A 20,877-nucleotide genomic window follows, 5' to 3' on the forward strand; every position below is an offset into this window, starting at 1 on the left:
AGAACGACCTTTTTTCGCGTTTATTCTGCATTCAGAACCTCTCCAAAAGGGAATGCAAATCTACACAAAATACCTATTTCACAAAATTTTTTTCAAAAAAAATCCGGCAGTTTAATTTCTGCCGGACAAACATCGTAATTACCCTGAACAGACCGGGAGTTAAGGTGATCATAACCAAGGTAAACCACCTGACCGGCCTCTCTATTCTTCCTCTATTGGTAATGATTCCGCTTTGGAGACCCCAACAGGCCTTGACTTTTCCTTGTGTTTATTAATCTGCCTTTTGAGCGATTCAATAGCCAGATCTGTTGCCTCTTCAAATGATTTGCACTGCTCCTTTGCAAACAATTGATTTCCTGGCAAAGTCAGCTTTATCTCAGCTATCTTATTTTGCTCATCCTCTGTTTTTTCAAGTTTAAGATAAACCTGGGCACTAATAATCTGATCCGAAAACTGATCAAGCTTAGCAGCCTTTTTTTGGATAAATTCCAGCAATTTTTTGTCTGCGTCGAAATGGATGGATTGAACAGTAATTTTCATTTTTCCTCCTTTTTTTAAGCCTTTGGATGGGCTTGTTTATAAATTGATTTTAATCTCTCGACAGAATTATGAGTGTAAATCTGAGTAGCGGCAAGATTGGCGTGCCCAAGAAGTTCCTTAATAGCATTTAAATCCGCCCCTTTGTTTAAAAGACTGGTAGCAAAGGAATGACGTAATATATGCGGGCTCCTCTTTTCGGCAGTCGTAATACATGCCAGGTACCTCCTTACAACCCGGTAAACCAACTTTGGATATGCCGGCTTCCCCCCATCTGTCACTATCAAAGCTACTGAATCATTTTCAAAATTCTGAAGGTTTTTTTCGTATATATACTCTTTAAGAAGCTTTTCGAGCGTAACATTCACAGGTACAATCCTTTCTTTTCCCCGCTTTCCAAAAATCCGGATCATTTGCCTGTCAAAATCAATATCGCTTTCTTTCACCACAAGCATTTCGGCAAGACGAACCCCTGTTCCGAATAAAAACTCAATTATCAACTTATCTCTTAAGCCTGCAAAGTCATTCGAAAATACGCCGCCATGGTCCAGCAGATAATCCAATCCCGAATCGGGAACAACAGCGGGCAGAGATTTAGGCGTCTTAAGTGCCCGGATTGGCAGTAAGGGATTCGGGGTCAATAATTTTTCCCGGTTCAGAAACTTATAAAAGCTTCTGAGAGATGACAGTTTACGGTTAACAGACCGGGCGCCTGTAAGTTCCATCAGGCCAACAACCCAGGCCCTCACATCTCGGGTTTGGGCAAGCGAAAGATCAGTGCCCTGGTCTTTGAGAAAATCCTCAAACTGCTTAAGGTCCTTAAGATAAGCCTTTACAGTATGCTCAGAGTATCGCTTTTCGTACTGAAGGTAGTTAGTAAATCTCTCTATAAACATCAAAAACTATTTGCATATCGCAAAAGGCAATATACAAATAGTTTCAGATCAAAAAAATATTGTGAGTTTTAAACTATCTCCTGATTGAGAGTTTGTTTGTACACCGCACGTTTAACGACGTTACGACGGGCTACAGACTTCTTTTCAAAAGCCTGACGGCTACGTAATTCTCTTAATACTCCGGTCTTCTCAAATTTCTTTTTGAAACGCTTCAGGGCTTTATCTAATGACTCCCCGTCTTTTACGTTGATAATAATCATATGCTAATACCTCCTCTCTTTTTAAGGACTGCAAAGATATGTAAAATATTGAAATCTAAAGCACTCAGATTTATTTTCTTTTTGCCTCATCGCTATCCTTAATCAGTATCGCTTCAAGGCTATATTATCTGCTAGTTGAACACTGCCAAAAAATCAACCAGAATTCCCCGGGCCAGATTAACCAATATACCGCGTCAGGGGGTCTAAACACACGAGTTGAAGCTCCTGGCTTCTCCTGCAGACAGGAAAGTGATAACAATCTGCCCGGAACTTGATCTCAGTCATTTAAAACCAATGTTATAACCCTCATTTTTGTAGTGTAAATATTGATCACTTTTCATATTTACTTTCATATTGATTTGTTTGCATATTGATTTTGTTTTGAGTTAGTTTGGTTGATGAGGCGGCTTCCCACAATAAGAAGCCGCTTTTTTATTTTCAAAAGGGTTTATACATCATTTCATCCCGGCCCGTCTAAACAAGTCCTTCCATTCAACCGCATCGTTACAAGTACTCTTCTTATACCCGGCTGATACAGTTCATTCACGATTTACGATCGCTTTATGGATGATTAACAGATATCCAGCAGGCAGCTAACTATCTGCATTTAGATCATTCTATGAAAACAAGTGGCAACGGCAATTGCTCTACTGTCCGGTAAATAGCCACGCCCCTAACAGCCTACTGGCTGATTGCCTAATAATCAGTAAGAGTAATAATATCAGAAGAGAAGGAACCAAGTCTGTCTCTGCCATTCAGAAACTCCAGATTAATGACAAAAGCAAATCCTGCTACAACTCCTTTGAGCTCTGTTACAAGCTCGGCCGTCGCGGCAGCTGTCCCTCCTGTAGCAAGCAGATCATCATGAATCAGTACCCGGCATCCCGGTTCAAATGCATCTGTATGAATTTCTATCGTTGCAGACCCATACTCAAGCTCATAAGACTTTTTCACAATGCTAAAGGGCAGTTTTCCGGGTTTACGTACCGGAATAAACGGGACTCCCAAGCGATTGGCAAGCATTAGCCCGAAAAGGAAGCCGCGGCTTTCAATACCCGCTACCGCATCAATCTGCAAATGTTTAAGCCTGTCAGCAAAAGCGTCTACAACTTTAGAACAAAGATCCGGATCCTTAAAAATAGGAGTAACGTCTTTGAAAATAATTCCAGGCTTTGGAAAATCTTTTATATCTCTTATTACAGACTTCAGGCTATCACTAATCATCAGAAAATCAAATAAGGCGCAATTTTACGTAAAATTTCAGTGTTTAAAATAGCTATTTTCCTAAGATCACCAATACCAGTAAACGCTCCATGTTGTTTCCGGTACTGGATAATGGCATTCTTCTGCTTATAAGTCAGATAAGGGTGGTTCCTGAGTTCATCAAAGCCGGCAGTATTGATATTTATTTTCCGGATGGAACCAGCATCTGTATTCAATTGTTCCGCAATAGCAGGGTAACGGAGCGAATCTATTCCATATACTTCCTTCAACTGCTCTTTCCTGTAGAAACCTCCAAGCCGCTCCCTGTACCTGATAATTCTGGATGCCAGTACAGGACCGATCCCTCTTACTGTTTCAAGCATGGCAGAATCGGCTGAATTCACTTCGACAATCACAGGTCGCCTGCTTGGATATTCCTTTTTTACGTATACTTTTGCATTTTTTTGCTCCTCCGGAATATCTATGTAAGGAGCAAGCCGGGAATAATCCTCAGGCCTTATCGAATACATCTTTTTCAGATCCTCCTTACGCCGAAACTTCCCTCCCTTGGCTTCGTAGTTTTTAATTACCCTCGCCTGCTTTTCCGAAATACCTAATCTTACCCAATCGGATACAGCAAGATTATTCGGATTAAACTTAAAATAAACAGGGCTCCCCTTATTCTCCTTATAGCCTCTCGCCTTATCCGGTTCCCGATAATAATTCCTCTTTACATGCTTCTTCTCAGATGCCCTGAATGCAGCAATCTCCTTTTTAAATTCAGACGGATCATATACTTTTTCAGTTCCGGACAGGGAAACAACAGAAGGCGAAACCCATACTATGACCATCAGGATACAAAGGACCAGGAGGCCGTTTAGTTCCTTCTTCGTAAAACTGAAATATTCTTTAAACTGCTTAAACATTGAAGATAAGGCAAAACAAATGCTAAATTAGGAATAATGAAGAAAATCATCATCATTATCCTGATCTTAATATTGATGCTTTGTCCAAACATTAAATATCTCAACCTCCCCGTAAGCATAACAGGATTCGCCTTCCACCTTTTTCGCCCCCCTGCAGGATGACTGCACGTAAGCTCCCGCCTTAAAATATGCATCTGTAAAATGCCCGTTAAATGTATATTTCAGCTCGTCATTATAGTAACACCGGGTTTGATCATTATTCACCACCAATTTTACTGAAAAACGGGTACCGGGCACATAGCTATCATCCAGGGTTACCCGGTCTCCCCCATTTACAGAAACCAGTAAACGCCTGTTTTCCAACCTGAAAAAGATTACATATTTATCAGCATCATGAATTTGTCCGATCACAATATGTTTCCTTACATCGGGGAGATGAGTCACCCTCTGGTCGATGAACAGCGTATGAGTTCCCTCAGACGACGACCATGCCGCAGGATTCTTTCCGTCATTGATCATTTCCCGCAATTCAGATCTCGGAAAATTTGAACCACTGGTCGTTGCGCCCCCCGTCTGGGCCCTGAAAACAACCGCATTTCCGGCTTCATTAGTATGAAAATAATCGCTGCTTGAATATGTATTTAGTTCCGGCTGTTTTATCTCATCAGGGTTACCGGCATGTTCCGTATTTACAGGAAGGGTCAGTTTCCAGTTTGTGAGATCCAGCACCTCTGAAGGAGAAACGACCACCTTATCCTCATGATGGTTATTATTTCCCTCCTGCTGCCTTGTTATAGCCTCCTTCTTTGAACAGGCTGTTGCTATTAAAAGTATTATGGATACGAGAATATTCATCTTCATTAAATATTAGCTTACAGGATTGTCGTTTTAATTTAATCCCCGGCCTCTTTCAGGGAGACTAGCACCGGGAGCTTTACCGGCAGACCCCTTATTCTGCAGGTCCGATCCCGGCACCAGGTTAAAGTTCCTGTTTTTAGGATCTATGAATCCAGGAAAAGACTGGTAAATGTTAGAACCTGAAACATTGCCATAGAAAGACTCTATCCGGCCAGCCTGGTACAAATTACAAAAGTCTACGTTCAGATCGTCGTACCGGGATTCCTGAAAATGAATAGCGCGTCCGCCCTGCCCGCTGAAGGCGAAAATGCAATTAGAAATACGTGCCTTCTGAACTCCCAATAGCCGTAGAACCGCCCCCTGCTCCCGATTATCAACTTCATTAAATGTACAGTGGTCGATGGTAAGAAATGGTCCGAGGGTACTTTCATCATTTCCGCCCCGGTAAAGATTGAGGGCTGAGCCAAGAATATTTGTAAAAACGCAATTCCTGATGACAGTATATTCCGAATTATAAGTTCCTTTATCGTCTTTCTCTGCTGCAAGGTCAATTCCGCTTCCTGAAATATTTCTGAAGATGGAATTAACAACCAGTATGCTGTCAGCATATGTCGACTTTAGAGCTTTTATTCCGGCGAAAGAGCTTTCATTAAAATCATAAAATTCACAATCACTCACTCTCAGTTTATAATGTCTCTGCATGGAGGAAGCTGTAACAACCCCTGCTGCTGCATCTCCATAACCCGGCATACTTCCGGCAAAAGAAAGTCCCTGAAGAGTTAGTTCTCCTCCATCCTCAATTACAATAAAACCCGGAAACTTATTTTCTGAAGTATTTATTAGCAGTGGCCGCTCAGTACCTCCCTCAGCCGAACGGATAGTGAGGGGTTTGTTAACATGTATTTCCTTTCTAAGTCCGTAATTCCCTGTTCCGGTAAGTTCTATGGTATCTCCTGCAAACGCTGAAGAAACGATATCTGGCAATTGTGCTGCTGAAGAAAGAGGAACCATTACTTTCTTCCTCTTGTTCTCTGCTGCCGTGCTTTCAGATCTGAACCACGCAGCTCCCGCAGTCCGGCTGTTAACCCAAAACAATTTCCTGGTATCGGCCCCCTTCCCTGAAACAGGCAGAGGCAGGTCCGGTTCCTTCGCCTTTTTAATCCCGGCAGTTAATGAAATAAAGCCCTTGGGCAGCGAGCGTAACCCACTCTGGGCAACCCCGTTCCCGGCAAATAAGATCCCCCCTCCTTTATTATTATCTGCATACAGGGAGTCTTTGGCTCCAATGATCAGATTATCTCTGAATGCCACATTCTCCGGAGCGAGGGTTCGTTCTGCGTCCCTGCCCGCGCCAAAAAGAATACTTCTGCAATTGATAAACGTGTTATGGTGAATATCCACATCCTTTACCTGGTAATAACGGTTAATGAGAGAGTTTGGCACTCCGTTCATCACCGACAGAGCAGAACGGAACTCTTCACCTTTCAAATCCTTAAAAACATTGTTAAATACTTTGTGTCCCGGATTAACAATTCTCACACCTCCCGTAAACAGTTTATTGTTTCCGAGGAACAGATTACCCTCCACAATATTGTTACTTCCGTGGCGCAAAACAAGTCCTCCTTCGCATTCAAAAAAAGTATTGAAGCTTACGTGATTTTCACCTGACTTGACCGATACAATCTCAACCTCCCCGTTGCACCGCTCAAAATAGTTATGAACGATTCGCGTACGGGACGGGGTCATAGAATATTTTGAAACGCCTACACGAATGGTTTCCCCGCCATTCGAGCCCAGGCGCTGGCGCCCTTTAAAATAATTACTGTCGATACTGTGGTTATTCTGCTGGCTTCTTTCATCGTTCAGTTCGACAATAAGCGTTGGCCCCAGGTTCAGTTTATCAACAAATGTACAATGATCCACCCGGTTATTTTTTCCCCAAAGCGTCACCCAATTATCGTTTTTAAATCGTTCCGGCTGGCTATAATTATCAATTACGATCCCCGTGATCCTGCAATGATCAGCCAGCAGGTCCTTGTTTGTTCTGAATGTAATAACATCTCCCTCCCGGGCAGTTCCGCGGGTAAAATGCAGATCTTTTACAACAAGATATTCTCCTGACAACGAAAGTGTTGAACTTCCTGTAAGTCTTACTCCGCCGGGTGTCTGGGGTTGAACCACTACCGGCTTACCAGGTGTTCCCCGTCCATGCAATACAATTCTGGCATCCTTCCACTCTCCATCGGCCATAGTGATGATATCACCCGGCTTTGCTCCGGCTACTGCCTTTCTCAGAGAGGCTGCGTCATTTACCGGAGCTTGTTTCGCTGAAGTGCTTATGCAGATTGCCAGGCAAAGAGTAACTAAGTAAACTTTCATTTTACTGATTTCTGGGGAGAGGCTGCTCCGTAAAAGCACCTCTCCTGTTAATAATTATTTATAATACCTGTCACTGCTTCTGCACGATGATATCAAATTTAATCGCAGACAAACCTGGGGTACCCGTATTAATATTGACCTCCTTCACTTTTACCAGGCAATTTTTACTTGTGCCATTCGCCTGAGGAATCCGGAACCAGATAAGATTGGCAGAGTTTAAATTAAAAATGTTCGCTGCCGGATTTACTGCGGGATCATACTTTGTTGAGCTGCTGCCCGGAACCGCAATTGTCCCAAAAAAGCTGTCATCCAGGTTATCAATGTTACCTGAATTATATGCCTGATAAATATTATCCGCTGCTGTATTACCGGCAGATGTCGGGACAAGTACCCTGAATCTTGTAGCTTTTAAATTAGAAGTGACCGGAACCCATGCAGTGCCATTACACTTATAGCTGGAAGCAGCAGACGACGTATTTGTCGGGCTATAGAACGACAACACTCCGGCAGAACTGGCATAAATAAGAAAATCAAGCCTTCCTTCGCTGCCGCTTACTTCACAGTTTCCAAAGATTGTTCCGGTAGAAGTATCGAAAAAGCTGCCGGGAGATATGGCTGACTGAGCTGACATGACCACATCTCTATATACTTCTGTTGAATAAGTAACATTTAGAGGAATAACCAGTTCAGTAGGGAGATTATCCGTATCTGTCGCCACTATTTTGATATTTTTGGCCCGCTTCTTATACTGATAACTATAATTAAAAGTATAGTTCTTCACTCCGTTCAAATCATTAAGTGTTTCCAGCAATACGTAGTTCCCTTCAGAATCATCATATACCTCTGCTTTCGCCAGTCCGGTCACAGAGGTGATCTTCCCGGTTACCATGGTAGCAGTACCCGTAGCTTCAGGAGTAAGATTAGCCGGGAAGTCGACGAACTTTGGCTTGAAAGTGTTAATATCAACAGGCATATTGATTATTGTTTCCATTACCTGGCCGAAAATATCCGTCGCGGCAACCTTAATATGCTGCGCAGCCTTCCTGTACATATAAGAATAATTGAGTTGATATTCCTTCTCATTGGCGACAGAAATAGCCTGAACAGAAGTAAATGTACCTTCTGTCTGATAATCATCAAACACCTCGACTTTTGCGATTCCACTTTCAGAAGTAATCTTACCGGTAATGGCAGTTGCCCCTCCGTCCAGATCCGGAGAAATGCTCACAGGAAAGTCAGTCAGGAAGGGTTTTGAAGGATCATAGATGTCGATTTTAACAAATCCTTCATACGAACTGTTGTCGTCCTGCCTCACCATTACCTTCACACCGCGAACGCTCTTTATGCTGCTGTATGGAAATCTGGAAGCGGAGATATGAAAGGTATAACCCTTCGCCTCACCAGCATCAGGTTTTCCTATATAAATAAGGGAATCCACTGTATTACTGCGTACCAGATAACAGTACACAATATCTACAGCACCTGATGAAGTTACCTTTGCAGTAAGGGCTGTATCAGGATTAAAGTTTTTAGTGGCAAGATTATATATAAAGCTATTGGCACTAAGCTCTCCGGATGACGCTCCGGAATCATCTTTTTTACAGGATATCATGCAGAGAGAAAGTAGCAATATCCCCGTTAGTGATTTAAAAATATTTTTCATAACCCATTCTTTTTAGTACCCTGAATTTTGCGGGATTCGTTGCTGGTCATTGGTATCTATTTCTCGCTGAGGTATAGGAAGTAATATCCGCTCTGCTGTAAGATTCGCCTTCAGGGCATCAAGCGTAATCACAGGCCTGTACCTTCTGTAGTGTACCTGATACTCACTTTCGAAATATGCGCCGATTACTGTAAGAAGCTGACCCGTCCTCACGAGGTCAAAAAATCTCTGATTTTCGAAAGCCAGCTCTATCCTTCTTTCATTAAGAAGAGCATTCAGGAACGCTTCTTGTGTTTGAATAGAAGAGCCTCCGTCAGCCGGATACTTATAAAATGTGGAGGCAAAGTCACCCCCGTCGTAATCGATAGCGCCAGCCCTTGACCTTACCTGATTGATCAATCCCACTGACTGACCGGCCGGCCCGTCAAAACCCAAAGCTTCTGCTTTCATCAAAAGAACATCAGCAAACCGGATCACAGGGAAGTCGTTTTCTGCATCATTTTCCACCTGTACCGCAGAAATAAACTTTTTTATATAAGGTCGTCCTGAATAAGAACTGATGTTAACAGCTTTCCTCTGATCCGAACCACCCGATGCCGGTGTTTTATAGGCCGCAGTAAGATTATCTGTCGGGGTATTAAATCCCAGCCCGTCTCCGTTTACAACTGCATTTCCACTGCTGTTCGGAGCAAAAGTATTTGCCATGAAATTGCCTATACCAAGTCCGCCTGCTTTAAATCTTACCGCGAATAAGATCTCTTTATTCATTTCATTATCGATAGAGAAAACACGGCCATAAGAGGACTCGAGCCCGTATCCGCTGTTGCTGATCACGTCGTTCAGTAAAGGAAGTGCATTTGAGGGCTGCTGAAGAGTGAGATAGACTTTTGCCAAAAGAGCCTTGGCGGCCCAGGCATTTGCCTCTCCCAGGTTTCCTGAAGCAATGGAACTATATGCCGCTGACGATAGATGTTCTCCGGCGGCGGTTAAGTCAGCGATAATGAGCTTGTAAACGTCTGCTACCGGTGATCGTCCCACTTGCTTGGCTTCCTGAGGAATTACAGGCTCAGTGATCAGGAAAACGTCGCCGAACAGCCTCACGAGATTAAAATAATGATACGCGCGCAGGAACAATGCCTGACCAGCCAGATCCGCCTTTTCTTCTTCTGTTACCTGTGCATTGCCTGTTCCGAATATTATCCGGCCGTTTTCATATGTCACTCCAAGATTCTGCAGCACATAGTTGATACTCCTGATATTGCGGTACACGCTGAGCCAGTAATTATAGATCTGCTGATGCTGCGAACTTTGCGTATACATATCCAGCGCATTCAACTCAACTCGCTGAACAGCTGTACTGGTGGGTGAATTTTGCCTGGAATTATCAGTTCTCTGTTCCGTAAGCATCCATTCTGTCACAAGCGGATCATGCAGACCATTGTAGCAGCCTGTAAGTGCCGTCTGAACTTCCTTTGCATTACGATAAAAATTGTCCACGCCAACATTAGAGACCGGTTCTACATCGAGTACTTTATTGCAGGAGGTAATTCCCGCTGTAAACAATATCCCGGCTATGATCGTATATTTCAGATTTCTCATCGTTTTTCGTTAAAAATTAAAATCGAGACCGAATGTAAAGGTGCGGGTAACAGGAAATGCCCCCCGCTGATACCCCGACGTCAGCGGAGAAGTATACTGGTTACTGGTCACTCTTGCCTCCGGATTGATCCCACGATATGATCCTCCTGTTATCAGCAGGAGATTATCCCCTGAAGCGTAAACCCTCAGGGTATTCACCTTTGCACGCTTTAATATTTTAGCAGGGAACGAATATCCAATTATGACATTCCGCAGAGACGCATAAGATGCGTTCTCCATCACGTAATCCGTCAGCATCCAGTCTGCACCAACATTATTGTAAGGTGTCTTTCCATCTCCCGGATTAGCTGGACTAAGCCACCGCCCTTTTGTATAGTTAGTATTGAGTCTCTTTGTCTCGGTATAAAAAGCATCTCCATTAATAAGACTTCCGCCCTGTACCCCCTGGATAAGAACGCTCAGGTCAAATCCCCGATATTTAAAGGTGTTGGTAACACCCCAGGTAAAATCAGGAAACGGCGTTCCCAAAACAGTCCTGTCACTTTCATCTATTTTATTATCCCCGTTAAGATCTTTCACCTTAAGGCCTCCGGGGGTAAAATAATTCTGTATAACAGAAGTAGATCCGCTGTTTTTCGCGGCATCAACATCAGCCTGCGAATTCCATACCCCATCCGATTGATAGCCAAAGAACTGAATAGAAGGCTTTCCTACTATTGCAGCGTAAAGCTCATTCCGTTCGCCATAAGTATACTGAAAAGGCTCTCCGCCTAACCGGAGAAGACTGTTCCTGTTAGCAGCGAAATTCAGATTGGTACTCCATTGGAAATTCTTCGAACTAATATTGTTCGAGGTCAGGTCCATTTCGATCCCGGTATTTCGCACCTTTCCTGCATTGTTCCAGAAAGTATTGGAACCCGTAAACGACATCATCCCCTGCTGCAGCAGTAAACGGTCTGTTTCTGAACGATAAGCTTCCGCAGACAGGTTGATCCGGTCCCCGAAAAGTCCTATATCCAGGCCTGTATTAAATTCAAAAGTTCGTTCCCATGTGATCTTTGCATTTTTAAGAACTTCTTCTGTTGGCGCCAGGCCAAGGTTCAGCAGTCCTGTACCTCCGCCAAAAGAGTAATTGGCAGGATAAAGCAAATTCACATACGCAAAGTCCTGGATCCTGTTATTACCGGTAGCACCATAACTTGCCCTCAGCTTAAGATTGCTCAGCCACTGTGCAGCTTGCTTCATAAATGGTTCTGAGTTAACTCTCCAGCCTGCCGACACAGAAGGAAACCATCCCCATTGATGAGGCTTCTTAAAATAGGTACTCCCATCCGTCCTCAAACTCGTTGAAAAGAGATATTTTCCTTTATAATCATAGGTGATACGGCCCAGGTAAGATACTAATCCTACAGGTACGCGGCTTGTATAGGTGGCAGGCTGATCTATCTGGGCAGCCTGACTAAGAGTTTCGAAATCATCCGTAGGAAAATTTCTTGCGAGGATATTCGAAATATCATTGGTGGTTTTCTGTACCGTAAAACCGAGTAAGCCAGTAAAATTATGATCTCCAATCTGGCGGTTATAATTCAGCGTATTTTCCCAGAGAAGATCTATCACCTTACTTGTATATTGTTCTCCGGAACTAACGTCTCCATCGCTTTTAGCATTGCTGCGCGTTAGAGTAAGATCCTCCCGCTGATTATAGTATCCGCTGAAAGCAGTTTTCAGGGAAAGGTTCTTCGAAAGCTTGTACGTAAGATCTCCCCCTCCCATTACCCGGTAATTCTTAGAATTCCGGTCAATCCTTGATGCAATTGACAAGGGGCTATTATTGTTCGTTCCCCATGGTATAAGGGTTTCGTCACTTTGCCAAAAGCTTCCGTCGGGCATATAGCCGGAGTAAAACATGTTTGCAAAATGCCTTGCCTGTGCCCAGTCCCCGGACTTTACAGTACTCCATTGAGGGTTCTGCGTCACAAAGGCGGCTGTGAAATCAGAATGCTGTACAGGAAGGAAAGAATAGGTGCGGTAATAGTCGGTAAAATTAGCTCCGGGTCGTTGAAGGTTTGAATACGTTGGATTAAGGTTTACTGTCATACTCAGCTTGCTGCTGAGATTTGCATCGAGCTTTATCTTAAAATTCCCTTTATTATTCTCACTGAATTTCATAATCCCCTGATCGCGCTGGACATTGCCGGATACATAGTAACGAAGATCTTTGTTCCCTCCCGATGCATTCAACTGAACATTGTAAATCCCTGCCTGATGAAGAGCTTCTTCCTGCCAGTCGGTAGGCGAACCGGCTATCTGGTTTTCGATTATATAAGCGGCTCTCTCATTATCTGTGATCATATTATAATTGGCGGGATCAATTGAAGGGTCCTTCGCCCTGAGATCAGCTTCAGAAAATAAAAGATCTGTGTATTCGCTGATTGACATAATAGGGTTGAGCTTGTAGGCATCCTTAAATCCGTAATAGCTTTTTACCGCATAACGGGGCTTGTTTGCATTACCCTTCTTTGTCGTAACAATGATTACTCCATTAGCACCCCGTGATCCATAAATAGCGGATGACGCAGCATCCTTGAGTACTTCGATTGACTCGACGTCATAGGGATTAACAAAAGCAAGCCCGTCGGGAACCGGATGTCCGTCTACAACGACAAGAGGTGTCGAATTAGCGCTTATAGAACTAAGTCCTCTTACCCTCACTGTAGGCGCAGCTCCCGCTTCTGACGACGTGTTCTGCACGGATACACCGGCCATTTTGCCTATCAATGCATTATCCAGCCGCGCTGTCGGTATTTCATCCAGATTTTCGTTTTTTAGTTTGGTAACGGAACCAGTAAGGTGCGATTTCCTTACAGTGCCATATCCAACTACGACAACTTCATCCAGTGACTTTATGTCTTCTTCCATACCGGCATCAACTTTCCGGCGGCCCTTTACTGCAATCTCCCGGCTTTTATAGCCCATAAAGCTGAATACAAGAGTACCGTCAGACGGCACACCTTTCAACGTATATTTTCCGGTAACATCGCTGGAAGCTCCGTTTTTGGTGCCTTTTACCAGAATAGTTACCCCTGGAAGAGTTTCTCCCTTCGTATCCGTTATCGTTCCTGAAACAGTGATGTTCTGTGCAAAGGAACTGATACTCCAAAAAAGAATCACTCCAAAAACAAGGATAGCACTGCCGCATCTGTACAGTCTGTTAAGTTTTTGTCGAACCATTTTTAATTCAGTTATTGGTTATTGTATATTTATAATTCCCGTCTTTCGCTTGATTAACGAAAAGCAAACTCTTTAAAGAGACAGCTCATTCTCCAGAATGAGTCTTTCCCTTATATCGTGGTGTCGTTTAATTATGGTTATTGGCTATTTCCAGGTTGCGGGAAATATGTGCTTTAACTGGTTTGCTTTACTTAGTCAATTGTTTTATAATGATGCCTGTGTAATGAGAACACAGGCATCATATCAGCTTCGGCTTATGAGAAAGCCAGTCCGCCGTTTATATCAATATTAGTTCCCGTAAGGAAACTGGAATCATCGGAAGCGAGATAAGTTACCAGATCAGCTACCTCCTGCGCCGTACCTTCCCTTCTCAGAGGGGTCGCATTCTGAATGTTTGCCCTGATCTGGGGAGTGCTGTGAATATCATGGAACGTTGTAGCAATCACCCCCGGAGCCAACGCATTCACCCTGATTCCCTGTGGGCCAAGTTCTTTTGCCAGAGAACGGGTATAAGTCATCACCGCCCCTTTCGCTGTTGCATAAGCGCTTGCTCCCGGGCCTCCGCCGTCACGGGCTGCCAGAGAAGAAAAATTGACAATTGAAGAACCTGCCGGCATAAACGGCACGATAGCTCGGGAAACCAGGAAAACTGATTTTAGATTGAGATCCATTAGAAAATCCCAGAACTCTTCTTCCATTTCTACCAGCTTCTTGCGGCCAACAAGTCCTCCTGCTACATTTACAAGAATGTGGATCTCTTCGCCAAACGCTTCCCTTGCTTTTTCTGCCAGGATATTCGCATCCTTAGCCTTTGTCATATCTCCATAAACGAGGATTGCTTCTCCTCCTGCATTCCTGATCATTTCCAGGGTTTCTGTTGCTTTTTCTTCCTGATCAAAATAGTTGATCACCACTTTAGCTCCCTGACGGGCGAGTTCACATGATACAGCCCGGCCAATATCTCTGGCACCACCTGTTATAACCGCAACTTTATTTTCTAAACGCATTTTAATATATATTAATTTAATTTCTTAGAACTCATGAATTTGATTGAAAGCCATGTTACCGGTACCAGCACTGCCGCCAGCACAAAAAAGGAAACATAACTTGTTTTCGTAATTACCGGCACAGCCCAGGTAGTAAACAGCGTACCTATAACCGCTGCTGTGCCCCCCATTCCCGCAACAGTCCCTACATTTTTGCCGTTAAAGTAGTCACTGGGTAAAGTCTGAAGATTTCCAATGAGAAACTGAAACCCAAAAAGCGTAACTCCGATAAGACACATAGCCAGCATTGGCTGCTCTTTAAGGGAACCCAGATAGAACAGAATCGCTGTAAGAGCACCAAGCATCAAAACACAACCGATAGTAATAGCTCTTTTTCTGGCCTTCTCAGGTTCCATTCCTTTTTTTATCAGGGAAGAAGAATAAAATCCACCACTCAGGCTCCCGACTGCAGCAAACAGGTAAGGCACCCAGGTAAACGCCCCGATTTGTTTGATGTCGAAAAGAAACTGTTCCTTGAGGAAAGTTGGTAACCAGGTAACGAACAACCACCATACCGGATCAATAAAGAAACGGCCAAGGATGATCCCCCAGGTACTCTTCAACTTCAATAAGTCCGACCAGCTCAGAACCGGAGCATTCAACGAAGCATCCGGTGCCGCAACTTCACACGACAGGATATGCTCTTTCTCCTCCTGTGTAATCCAGGGATGCTTGTCGGGATTAGCTTTATTAACGATCAGCCAGGGAATCACCCATATCAAACCCAAACCACCGATCAGAAGAAAAGTGGCCTTCCACCCAAAAGCAATAAATAGAAGCGCAATAACGGGAGCTGAAACCACCGATCCTAAAGAAGCTCCTGCCCCGAAAATCCCCTGGGCAATAGCCCGTTCTTTGGCAGGAAACCACTCAGCATTGCTCTTTGTCGCTCCGGGCCAGTTCCCCGCCTCGAAAAATCCCAGAAAAAAGCGAAAAATATTGAATGAGAACAGTGTCCGGGCAAGTGCATGCAAAGCAATGGAAATACTCCACCCTGCAATAGATACAGCCATTCCGAGTCTGGTGCCTATAGCATCCATCATTTTACCCGTAAACGTCTGCCCCAGGGCATAAGCCAGCATAAAGAAAGTAGTGATCAGAGCAAGAGTGGTCTTACTGTCTGTATCAGCAATACCAAACTCATGGTATATATAAGGCCACATAATATTGATGGCACTCCTGTCTATGTAATTGATCACTGTAGCCAGACCAATCAGCAGGATAATATACCACCTTAAACCTTTAAGCTTCATATCTGTACAGTTTATTTATGAATTCCCAGTCCCTTCAGGAATTCCATGATGCGTGTATTGACCTCTGCATTTTTCTCCTTCGGAAACTTTCCGTGCAGGCCTCCTTCAACTGTCATAAACTCCGTTTTTACTCCTGCTGCAACCAGTTTCTTATGCAGCTCTACCGATTGCTGGTAGGGAACCGTCGGATCAGCATCCCCATGTACAATGAAAACCGGGGGACTGGTTTTCTTCACATAGCTTACCGGAGAAACAGAGGCGGCGAACGCTTTATCCTTTGCTTTATCTCCAAGCCACATAGTAGCCGATTTACTGGTTATGTTCGGTCCGTAAGCCCAGTCATTGACATCTGTAATGCCGTACTTATCTATAATTGCCGCAACCTTTACATTCTCCACCCCTTTGCAGTTAGTGTCGAACAGGTGATTATTTTCAAGTAAACCTCCCATAAGAGCCAGATGCCCTCCTGCCGATCCGCCCATGATTACGATCTTATTGATATCGATGTTCAGCTCTTTCGCATTCTTAATCAGGTAGATCAATGCACACCGGGTATCCTCAACCGCCGCAGGGGCAGTAGCAACCTGCGACAGGCGATAAGCTATATTCGCTACTGCATAGCCCTTCTTAAACCAGGCATTAAAGCCTGTCTGCGATTCTTTCACTCCTTTATTCCAGCCACCGCCATGAATGTTGATCACAACCGGAGATAGCCCCTTTTCTTTAGGCGGAAGATAAAGGTCCATTTTACCATCCCATCCGTTCACACTGGTATAAACCACATTAAGACGGGAGGCATATCCTTCAGGGAATACTACAGGTTTATATTCGGTTTCCTGGGCTTTGCCGGCAAAAACACCAGCTAAGAGGCAGGCAATTAGTAATATCGTTTTCATTTAATTTCGGCTTTATAAGTGAACAAAAGGCCATCCGGAGTTCTCAGTTCATCGTACTGAGCCGTCCGGATGACTTAATTCGTAAAATTTTATGGGTTGTTCTTTAGAAAATCTTCCCGGTGCGGACTGAATACATCTATTAACAGCCCTGGCTCAATACACACGCATCCGTGTAATACATGAGGAGGAATGTAATACCCATCGCCCTTTTTCAGTGTCTTCTTTTCTTCCCCTATTGTCATATCAAAAACCCCGCTCTCCACATAGGTTACCTGTGCATGATAGTGTTCATGTAAAACCCCTATAGCGCCTGCTTCGAATTTTGCTTTTACAAGCATGATTTGATCATCATATCCGTAAATCTGTCTTTGCACTCCTTCGCCTGCCGTTTCCCATGGAATATCCTGCTCGATCTGAAATAAACTGCTTCTTATCATGATTATATTATTTTATTAATTGGATAAAATTGTTCTTGTCCTTATAATTGATCACCACCCTGTAAGTCTTTCCTTCTACGTCAAATGAAATGTTGGTTTGCTCACGGTCAGACCGGATGATCCTGAGTGCTGAAACAATGCTTTTCGCCCCCGTGGTCGTTTCCGCCACCGGATCTATCTTGCCGTGGCTTTCCGTAACCGAAAGGAATGTCTGATAAGCGGTCCCAGCCTGTGATAAAATGAAAGCTTTCCCATTGAAAAGATTCAGCGACGGATCGTTAGCTCCGATAGAAGCCAGCTTAACATTTACCGGAGACGTCCCCGCAAAATGCGTTGTGTAAAAACGCCGGTTGTTCATCACTGTAATATAACCGGAGCCGGATGCTACAGAGTCGTTACTGTTGAGCCATAAATGCTGGTATCCATATTTATCTCCTGCCGGCTTCAGTTCTTTGGTATATTGCCTGACGGGAAAAGAAGTGTCGGTAATATATCCGCTATACCAGAAAGGGAGATCATATTGATGCACTTTGTCTGATTCGGCATTGAATACGTCAACCAGCAAAGCTTTAGACATTCCCGGAATATGAACAAGTGCAGATGTCCTGACAAGACTCACTCCCGGCCATGCATTTTCCTCTCTGCCGCTCACGGCCTGTATATCACCTTCGCCCTTGAAACAGATCAATTCGGGATGGTATTGCTGTGCCCGCTCTGCGCTTGCTTTGAAAGCAGAGGTCTTATCAACAACGATGGTATTGTGGGCAACGGTTTGTTTAGCCCATGTCTTGTTTTCCGGGAGATACTCCCCGTCATTTTTTGATTCTATATTAATGAACCGCGCAGCTCCATAATCCAGGAACACTTCAGAGCCATTATCATAATAAAGTATATTAAGCCTGTCGAAATGACCGTGCCCCATACCCTGAGAAGCCGCTTTGAATACCAGGCACTGCTGATCCTTATTAGAACCCGAACGCAATACCCCCAGTCCTCCTTCATTTCCTGCCGGGCCGTCCGTGATTAAGAGAGATTTATAATTAAAGGGCATTGCCTTCCCTTCCGCAACATCCCTGGCCACCTTTAAACCAGCATCAGATACTATAACCCGGCCCTGCCTCTGCGCTATATCGAGAAGATCTGCTCCCCCTCCCATTTCTGCATAAGCCAGGTCTACACCATAGACCAATTCTCCCGATTCGATTGTTTTATCCTTAATCGCATCATTAACAGGAAAAAAAGCTCCATTGGTATAGCTGCTCTGAAGAGAGGTGTTGATCGCCTTCTCAAGAATATTATTTCTGTAGGTATAAATGCCGGTCTGAGGCTCATATTGATTGATTGCTTTAGCAAATATCATGAAAGGCAGAAGTGCATACCGCTGATAATAGGGGCCTTCAGTGTAGTATCCGTCGGGAGAAAAAAGATGATCGAGTTGAGCAAGATAGCCCGATTTTCCTGACTTATCCGACCCTTTGAGCGCCATTTCCACATATTCACGCTTGTTCATCACATAGCCTGTAAGGCCTACGGCTGCCACAGCCCATGTGCCATGATTATGAATCCTGTTAAATGTTTCTTTAGATGTCTCTGTAATGAACTTTACTACCGGTGTAAAAAGTCGGGTCTCTATAATTTTCCGGTCGCGGGAATTAATAGCGTTGTATACCAGATCATATCCCTGAATAACGTTTACCTGCCATACGCAGTCGTTCAGAATTTGCCAGAATATCCTTCCGCTTTGATTGCTTGTTTTACTTTTGGGGTGTTTAAGCGGCCATTTTTCGTACTGAGAAGCATATCCAAGAAGCATATCTTTAACATAATCAGCATACTTTATTTCTCCTGTAATCTGATAGGAAATGCCACAGGCGAGTACAGCCTGGTAATTTCTTTTATGCTGTTCATGGGAAGGGCCTCCGCCGCCGTCATTAGGTACAGGTATGCTGATTTTAGTTCCCAGAGCTTTATCTGCATCCGCTTTAACCTGAGCGAATGATTTTTGAAGCAAGGGATACTTATTGCATCCTTCTCTTACTTCTTCGATTCCCGCCTTCGAAAGCATAATATTGGGATGCTCCTGTGCCTGCAGGATCGAAAAATTGAGACAAAATATGGCAATTACCACCTTTTTTAAGTAGTTCATATTATAAAATATGTATCGTTAAACGGCTTTACTAAATAACCTTACTATCTGAAAGACAGCGACCTATTCGTTTTCCTTGTTTAATAATTGTTTGGCAGCATAACCTGCCCGGCTAATTTGAAATATCTCATTTAAATGAATGGCCATAGCCCTCTCTGCTGCAATGGGGTCACTTTCTTCAAGCGCTTTCAGTATCGCCCGGTGCTCGGGAATTGAAAGTATTCCTCTTTCTTCTCCGCACACTTTATTCTCATTGATACTCTTGATCAGATCAGGAATCAAGATCAGCATCATTGACTCAAGTACCGGGTTCTTGGTTGCCCTGGCTATCTTAACGTGAAACAAAAGATCCTCTTCAACTCCGTTGAGTCCGTTGTTCACTTTATTCTCATACTCGTCAAGAGCTTTTGTCATCGATGCCAGATCTTCTTCTGTCCGTCTTTCTGCTGCAACACGGGCTACGCTCAATTCAAGATAATAACGAGCCTCAATAAGTGCATTAAAATCATCTTTATTGAAATTGATAACATCTGTAAGAAGATTATCCAGGATATTAATACTCAAACCGGAGACATAGGTACCACTCTGGGGGCTGGTCCTTAGCAGTCCGTAAAACTCAAGCTTCAGAATCGCTTCACGGACGTAGCTTCTGCCAACACCAAATTTTTCAGCCAGGTTTCTTTCTGCCGGAAGCCGGTCCCCCGGTTTCAATTGCCCTGAAACGATCAATTGCTTCAACTGTCTGATTATTTTATCAACAGGAGTCTCAACTTCTATTGCCTTTATAGTTTCTATCAATGGGTTCATCTGGTCGACCAATTATTGGTTAACCAAAAGTATGCAAAAGAATTATAACTCCAAATTTTATCTTTATATTATTTGTGTGACATAAAGAGCAATACAGGTTAAACGCATTTTAAACTTTTGAAAAAGGATTAGGAAAGTTAAAGGATTCGCAGTATTCAGCTGGCGGCCACTCCGCTAAACCAGGCTATACACCCGCACTGGCGTTTTCAGACTCGGTTCTTCCGGACGCCCGACATCAGTTTTAAGAACAAAGTTTCGCTCAAAAAGAAAGCTGATTTCGGTTTCCGGATATTCTCAATTGTTTCTCAATGGAAACTTTAGGGTAATCCTCTTGTTCACAGGCAACAGGAAGGATCACAGGCAAACAACAGGCAGTCCTTTCCTTATTTGCATGGGACCCGGTTGGTACTCTGATGGGGATGAGAGCACATTGAGTGCAGGGTGAGAGCACGGTGAGTGCACGTTTTGCTGGAGAAAGGTGCACTCACCGTGCTCTCAATGTGCTCTTACCGTGTACATATCTCCTACCGGGGTCATCGCGGGGCCGACTAGAGGCAGGACGGTTCTCCGAACTGGCTTTCCAGCAAGTATAGTACTTTCTGCCGGTAAAGTCAATATGCTGGTTTTCAGCCGGAGACAAGCACGTGGAACATTTTTGAAAGAGCATTAGATGATTCGGGACAGATGCAGTGCCCGTTGGCGCTGTGAGCCCTCAGCGAAAAATCGCTGTAGTAGAGGAT

16 protein-coding genes are annotated in these 20,877 nt (G+C 43.8%); all 16 read right to left on the reverse strand.

Going from position 1 to position 20,877, the window contains the following annotated elements:
- Positions 1-201: 201 nt before the first annotated feature.
- The gene (gene hpf, locus DDR33_RS18825; RefSeq protein ID WP_109417352.1) at positions 202-540 is read right to left on the reverse strand and encodes a ribosome hibernation-promoting factor, HPF/YfiA family; all 339 of its coding nucleotides are present in this window, start codon (positions 538-540) and stop codon (positions 202-204) included.
- A 14-nt stretch (positions 541-554) separates the two neighbouring features.
- The gene (locus DDR33_RS18830; protein ID WP_109417353.1) at positions 555-1,433 is read right to left on the reverse strand and encodes a tyrosine-type recombinase/integrase; all 879 of its coding nucleotides are present in this window, start codon (positions 1,431-1,433) and stop codon (positions 555-557) included.
- A gap of 68 nt (positions 1,434-1,501) precedes the next feature.
- Complete coding sequence (rpsU, locus tag DDR33_RS18835; protein WP_109417354.1) at positions 1,502-1,693, reverse strand: 30S ribosomal protein S21; 192 nt, start codon at positions 1,691-1,693, stop codon at positions 1,502-1,504.
- 696 nt (positions 1,694-2,389) lie between these two features.
- A complete protein-coding gene (locus DDR33_RS18840) occupies positions 2,390-2,917 on the reverse strand; it encodes an adenine phosphoribosyltransferase (RefSeq protein WP_109417355.1) in 528 nt (175 codons plus the stop codon).
- The gene (locus tag DDR33_RS18845) at positions 2,917-3,822 is read right to left on the reverse strand and encodes a ComEA family DNA-binding protein (RefSeq protein ID WP_109417356.1); all 906 of its coding nucleotides are present in this window, start codon (positions 3,820-3,822) and stop codon (positions 2,917-2,919) included. The genes DDR33_RS18840 and DDR33_RS18845 overlap by 1 nt, the downstream gene beginning before the upstream one ends.
- A 66-nt stretch (positions 3,823-3,888) precedes the next feature.
- Positions 3,889-4,683: a polysaccharide lyase family 7 protein gene (locus DDR33_RS18850; RefSeq protein ID WP_109417357.1), complete on the reverse strand. Its 795-nt coding sequence runs from the start codon at positions 4,681-4,683 to the stop codon at positions 3,889-3,891.
- Positions 4,684-4,710: 27 nt separating this feature from the next.
- A complete protein-coding gene (locus DDR33_RS18855) occupies positions 4,711-7,059 on the reverse strand; it encodes a chondroitinase-B domain-containing protein (protein WP_109417358.1) in 2,349 nt (782 codons plus the stop codon).
- Between the two features lie 70 nt (positions 7,060-7,129).
- A complete protein-coding gene (locus DDR33_RS18860) occupies positions 7,130-8,722 on the reverse strand; it encodes a hypothetical protein (RefSeq protein WP_146198810.1) in 1,593 nt (530 codons plus the stop codon).
- A 12-nt stretch (positions 8,723-8,734) separates the two neighbouring features.
- Positions 8,735-10,321 carry a RagB/SusD family nutrient uptake outer membrane protein gene (locus DDR33_RS18865; protein ID WP_109417360.1) on the reverse strand — a complete coding sequence of 529 codons (1,587 nt, stop codon included), beginning with the start codon at positions 10,319-10,321 and terminating at the stop codon, positions 8,735-8,737.
- A 9-nt stretch (positions 10,322-10,330) separates the two neighbouring features.
- Positions 10,331-13,552 (reverse strand): SusC/RagA family TonB-linked outer membrane protein, encoded by a 3,222-nt coding sequence (locus DDR33_RS18870; RefSeq protein WP_109417361.1) that lies wholly within the window; start codon positions 13,550-13,552, stop codon positions 10,331-10,333.
- A 254-nt stretch (positions 13,553-13,806) separates the two neighbouring features.
- The gene (locus tag DDR33_RS18875) at positions 13,807-14,559 is read right to left on the reverse strand and encodes an SDR family NAD(P)-dependent oxidoreductase (RefSeq protein WP_109417362.1); all 753 of its coding nucleotides are present in this window, start codon (positions 14,557-14,559) and stop codon (positions 13,807-13,809) included.
- Between the two features lie 11 nt (positions 14,560-14,570).
- Positions 14,571-15,851: an MFS transporter gene (locus tag DDR33_RS18880; protein ID WP_109417363.1), complete on the reverse strand. Its 1,281-nt coding sequence runs from the start codon at positions 15,849-15,851 to the stop codon at positions 14,571-14,573.
- 11 nt (positions 15,852-15,862) lie between these two features.
- A complete protein-coding gene (locus DDR33_RS18885; RefSeq protein ID WP_109417364.1) occupies positions 15,863-16,747 on the reverse strand; it encodes an alpha/beta hydrolase in 885 nt (294 codons plus the stop codon).
- Between the two features lie 89 nt (positions 16,748-16,836).
- The gene (locus DDR33_RS18890) at positions 16,837-17,184 is read right to left on the reverse strand and encodes a cupin domain-containing protein (protein ID WP_109417365.1); all 348 of its coding nucleotides are present in this window, start codon (positions 17,182-17,184) and stop codon (positions 16,837-16,839) included.
- A gap of 7 nt (positions 17,185-17,191) precedes the next feature.
- Positions 17,192-19,330 (reverse strand): heparinase II/III domain-containing protein, encoded by a 2,139-nt coding sequence (locus DDR33_RS18895; protein WP_109417366.1) that lies wholly within the window; start codon positions 19,328-19,330, stop codon positions 17,192-17,194.
- Between the two features lie 63 nt (positions 19,331-19,393).
- Positions 19,394-20,137 (reverse strand): FadR/GntR family transcriptional regulator, encoded by a 744-nt coding sequence (locus tag DDR33_RS18900; RefSeq protein ID WP_109417367.1) that lies wholly within the window; start codon positions 20,135-20,137, stop codon positions 19,394-19,396.
- Between the last annotated feature and the right edge of the window lie 740 nt (positions 20,138-20,877).

This window comes from Pararcticibacter amylolyticus (genome assembly GCF_003130405.1).
GTDB lineage: Bacteria > Bacteroidota > Bacteroidia > Sphingobacteriales > Sphingobacteriaceae > Arcticibacter > Arcticibacter amylolyticus.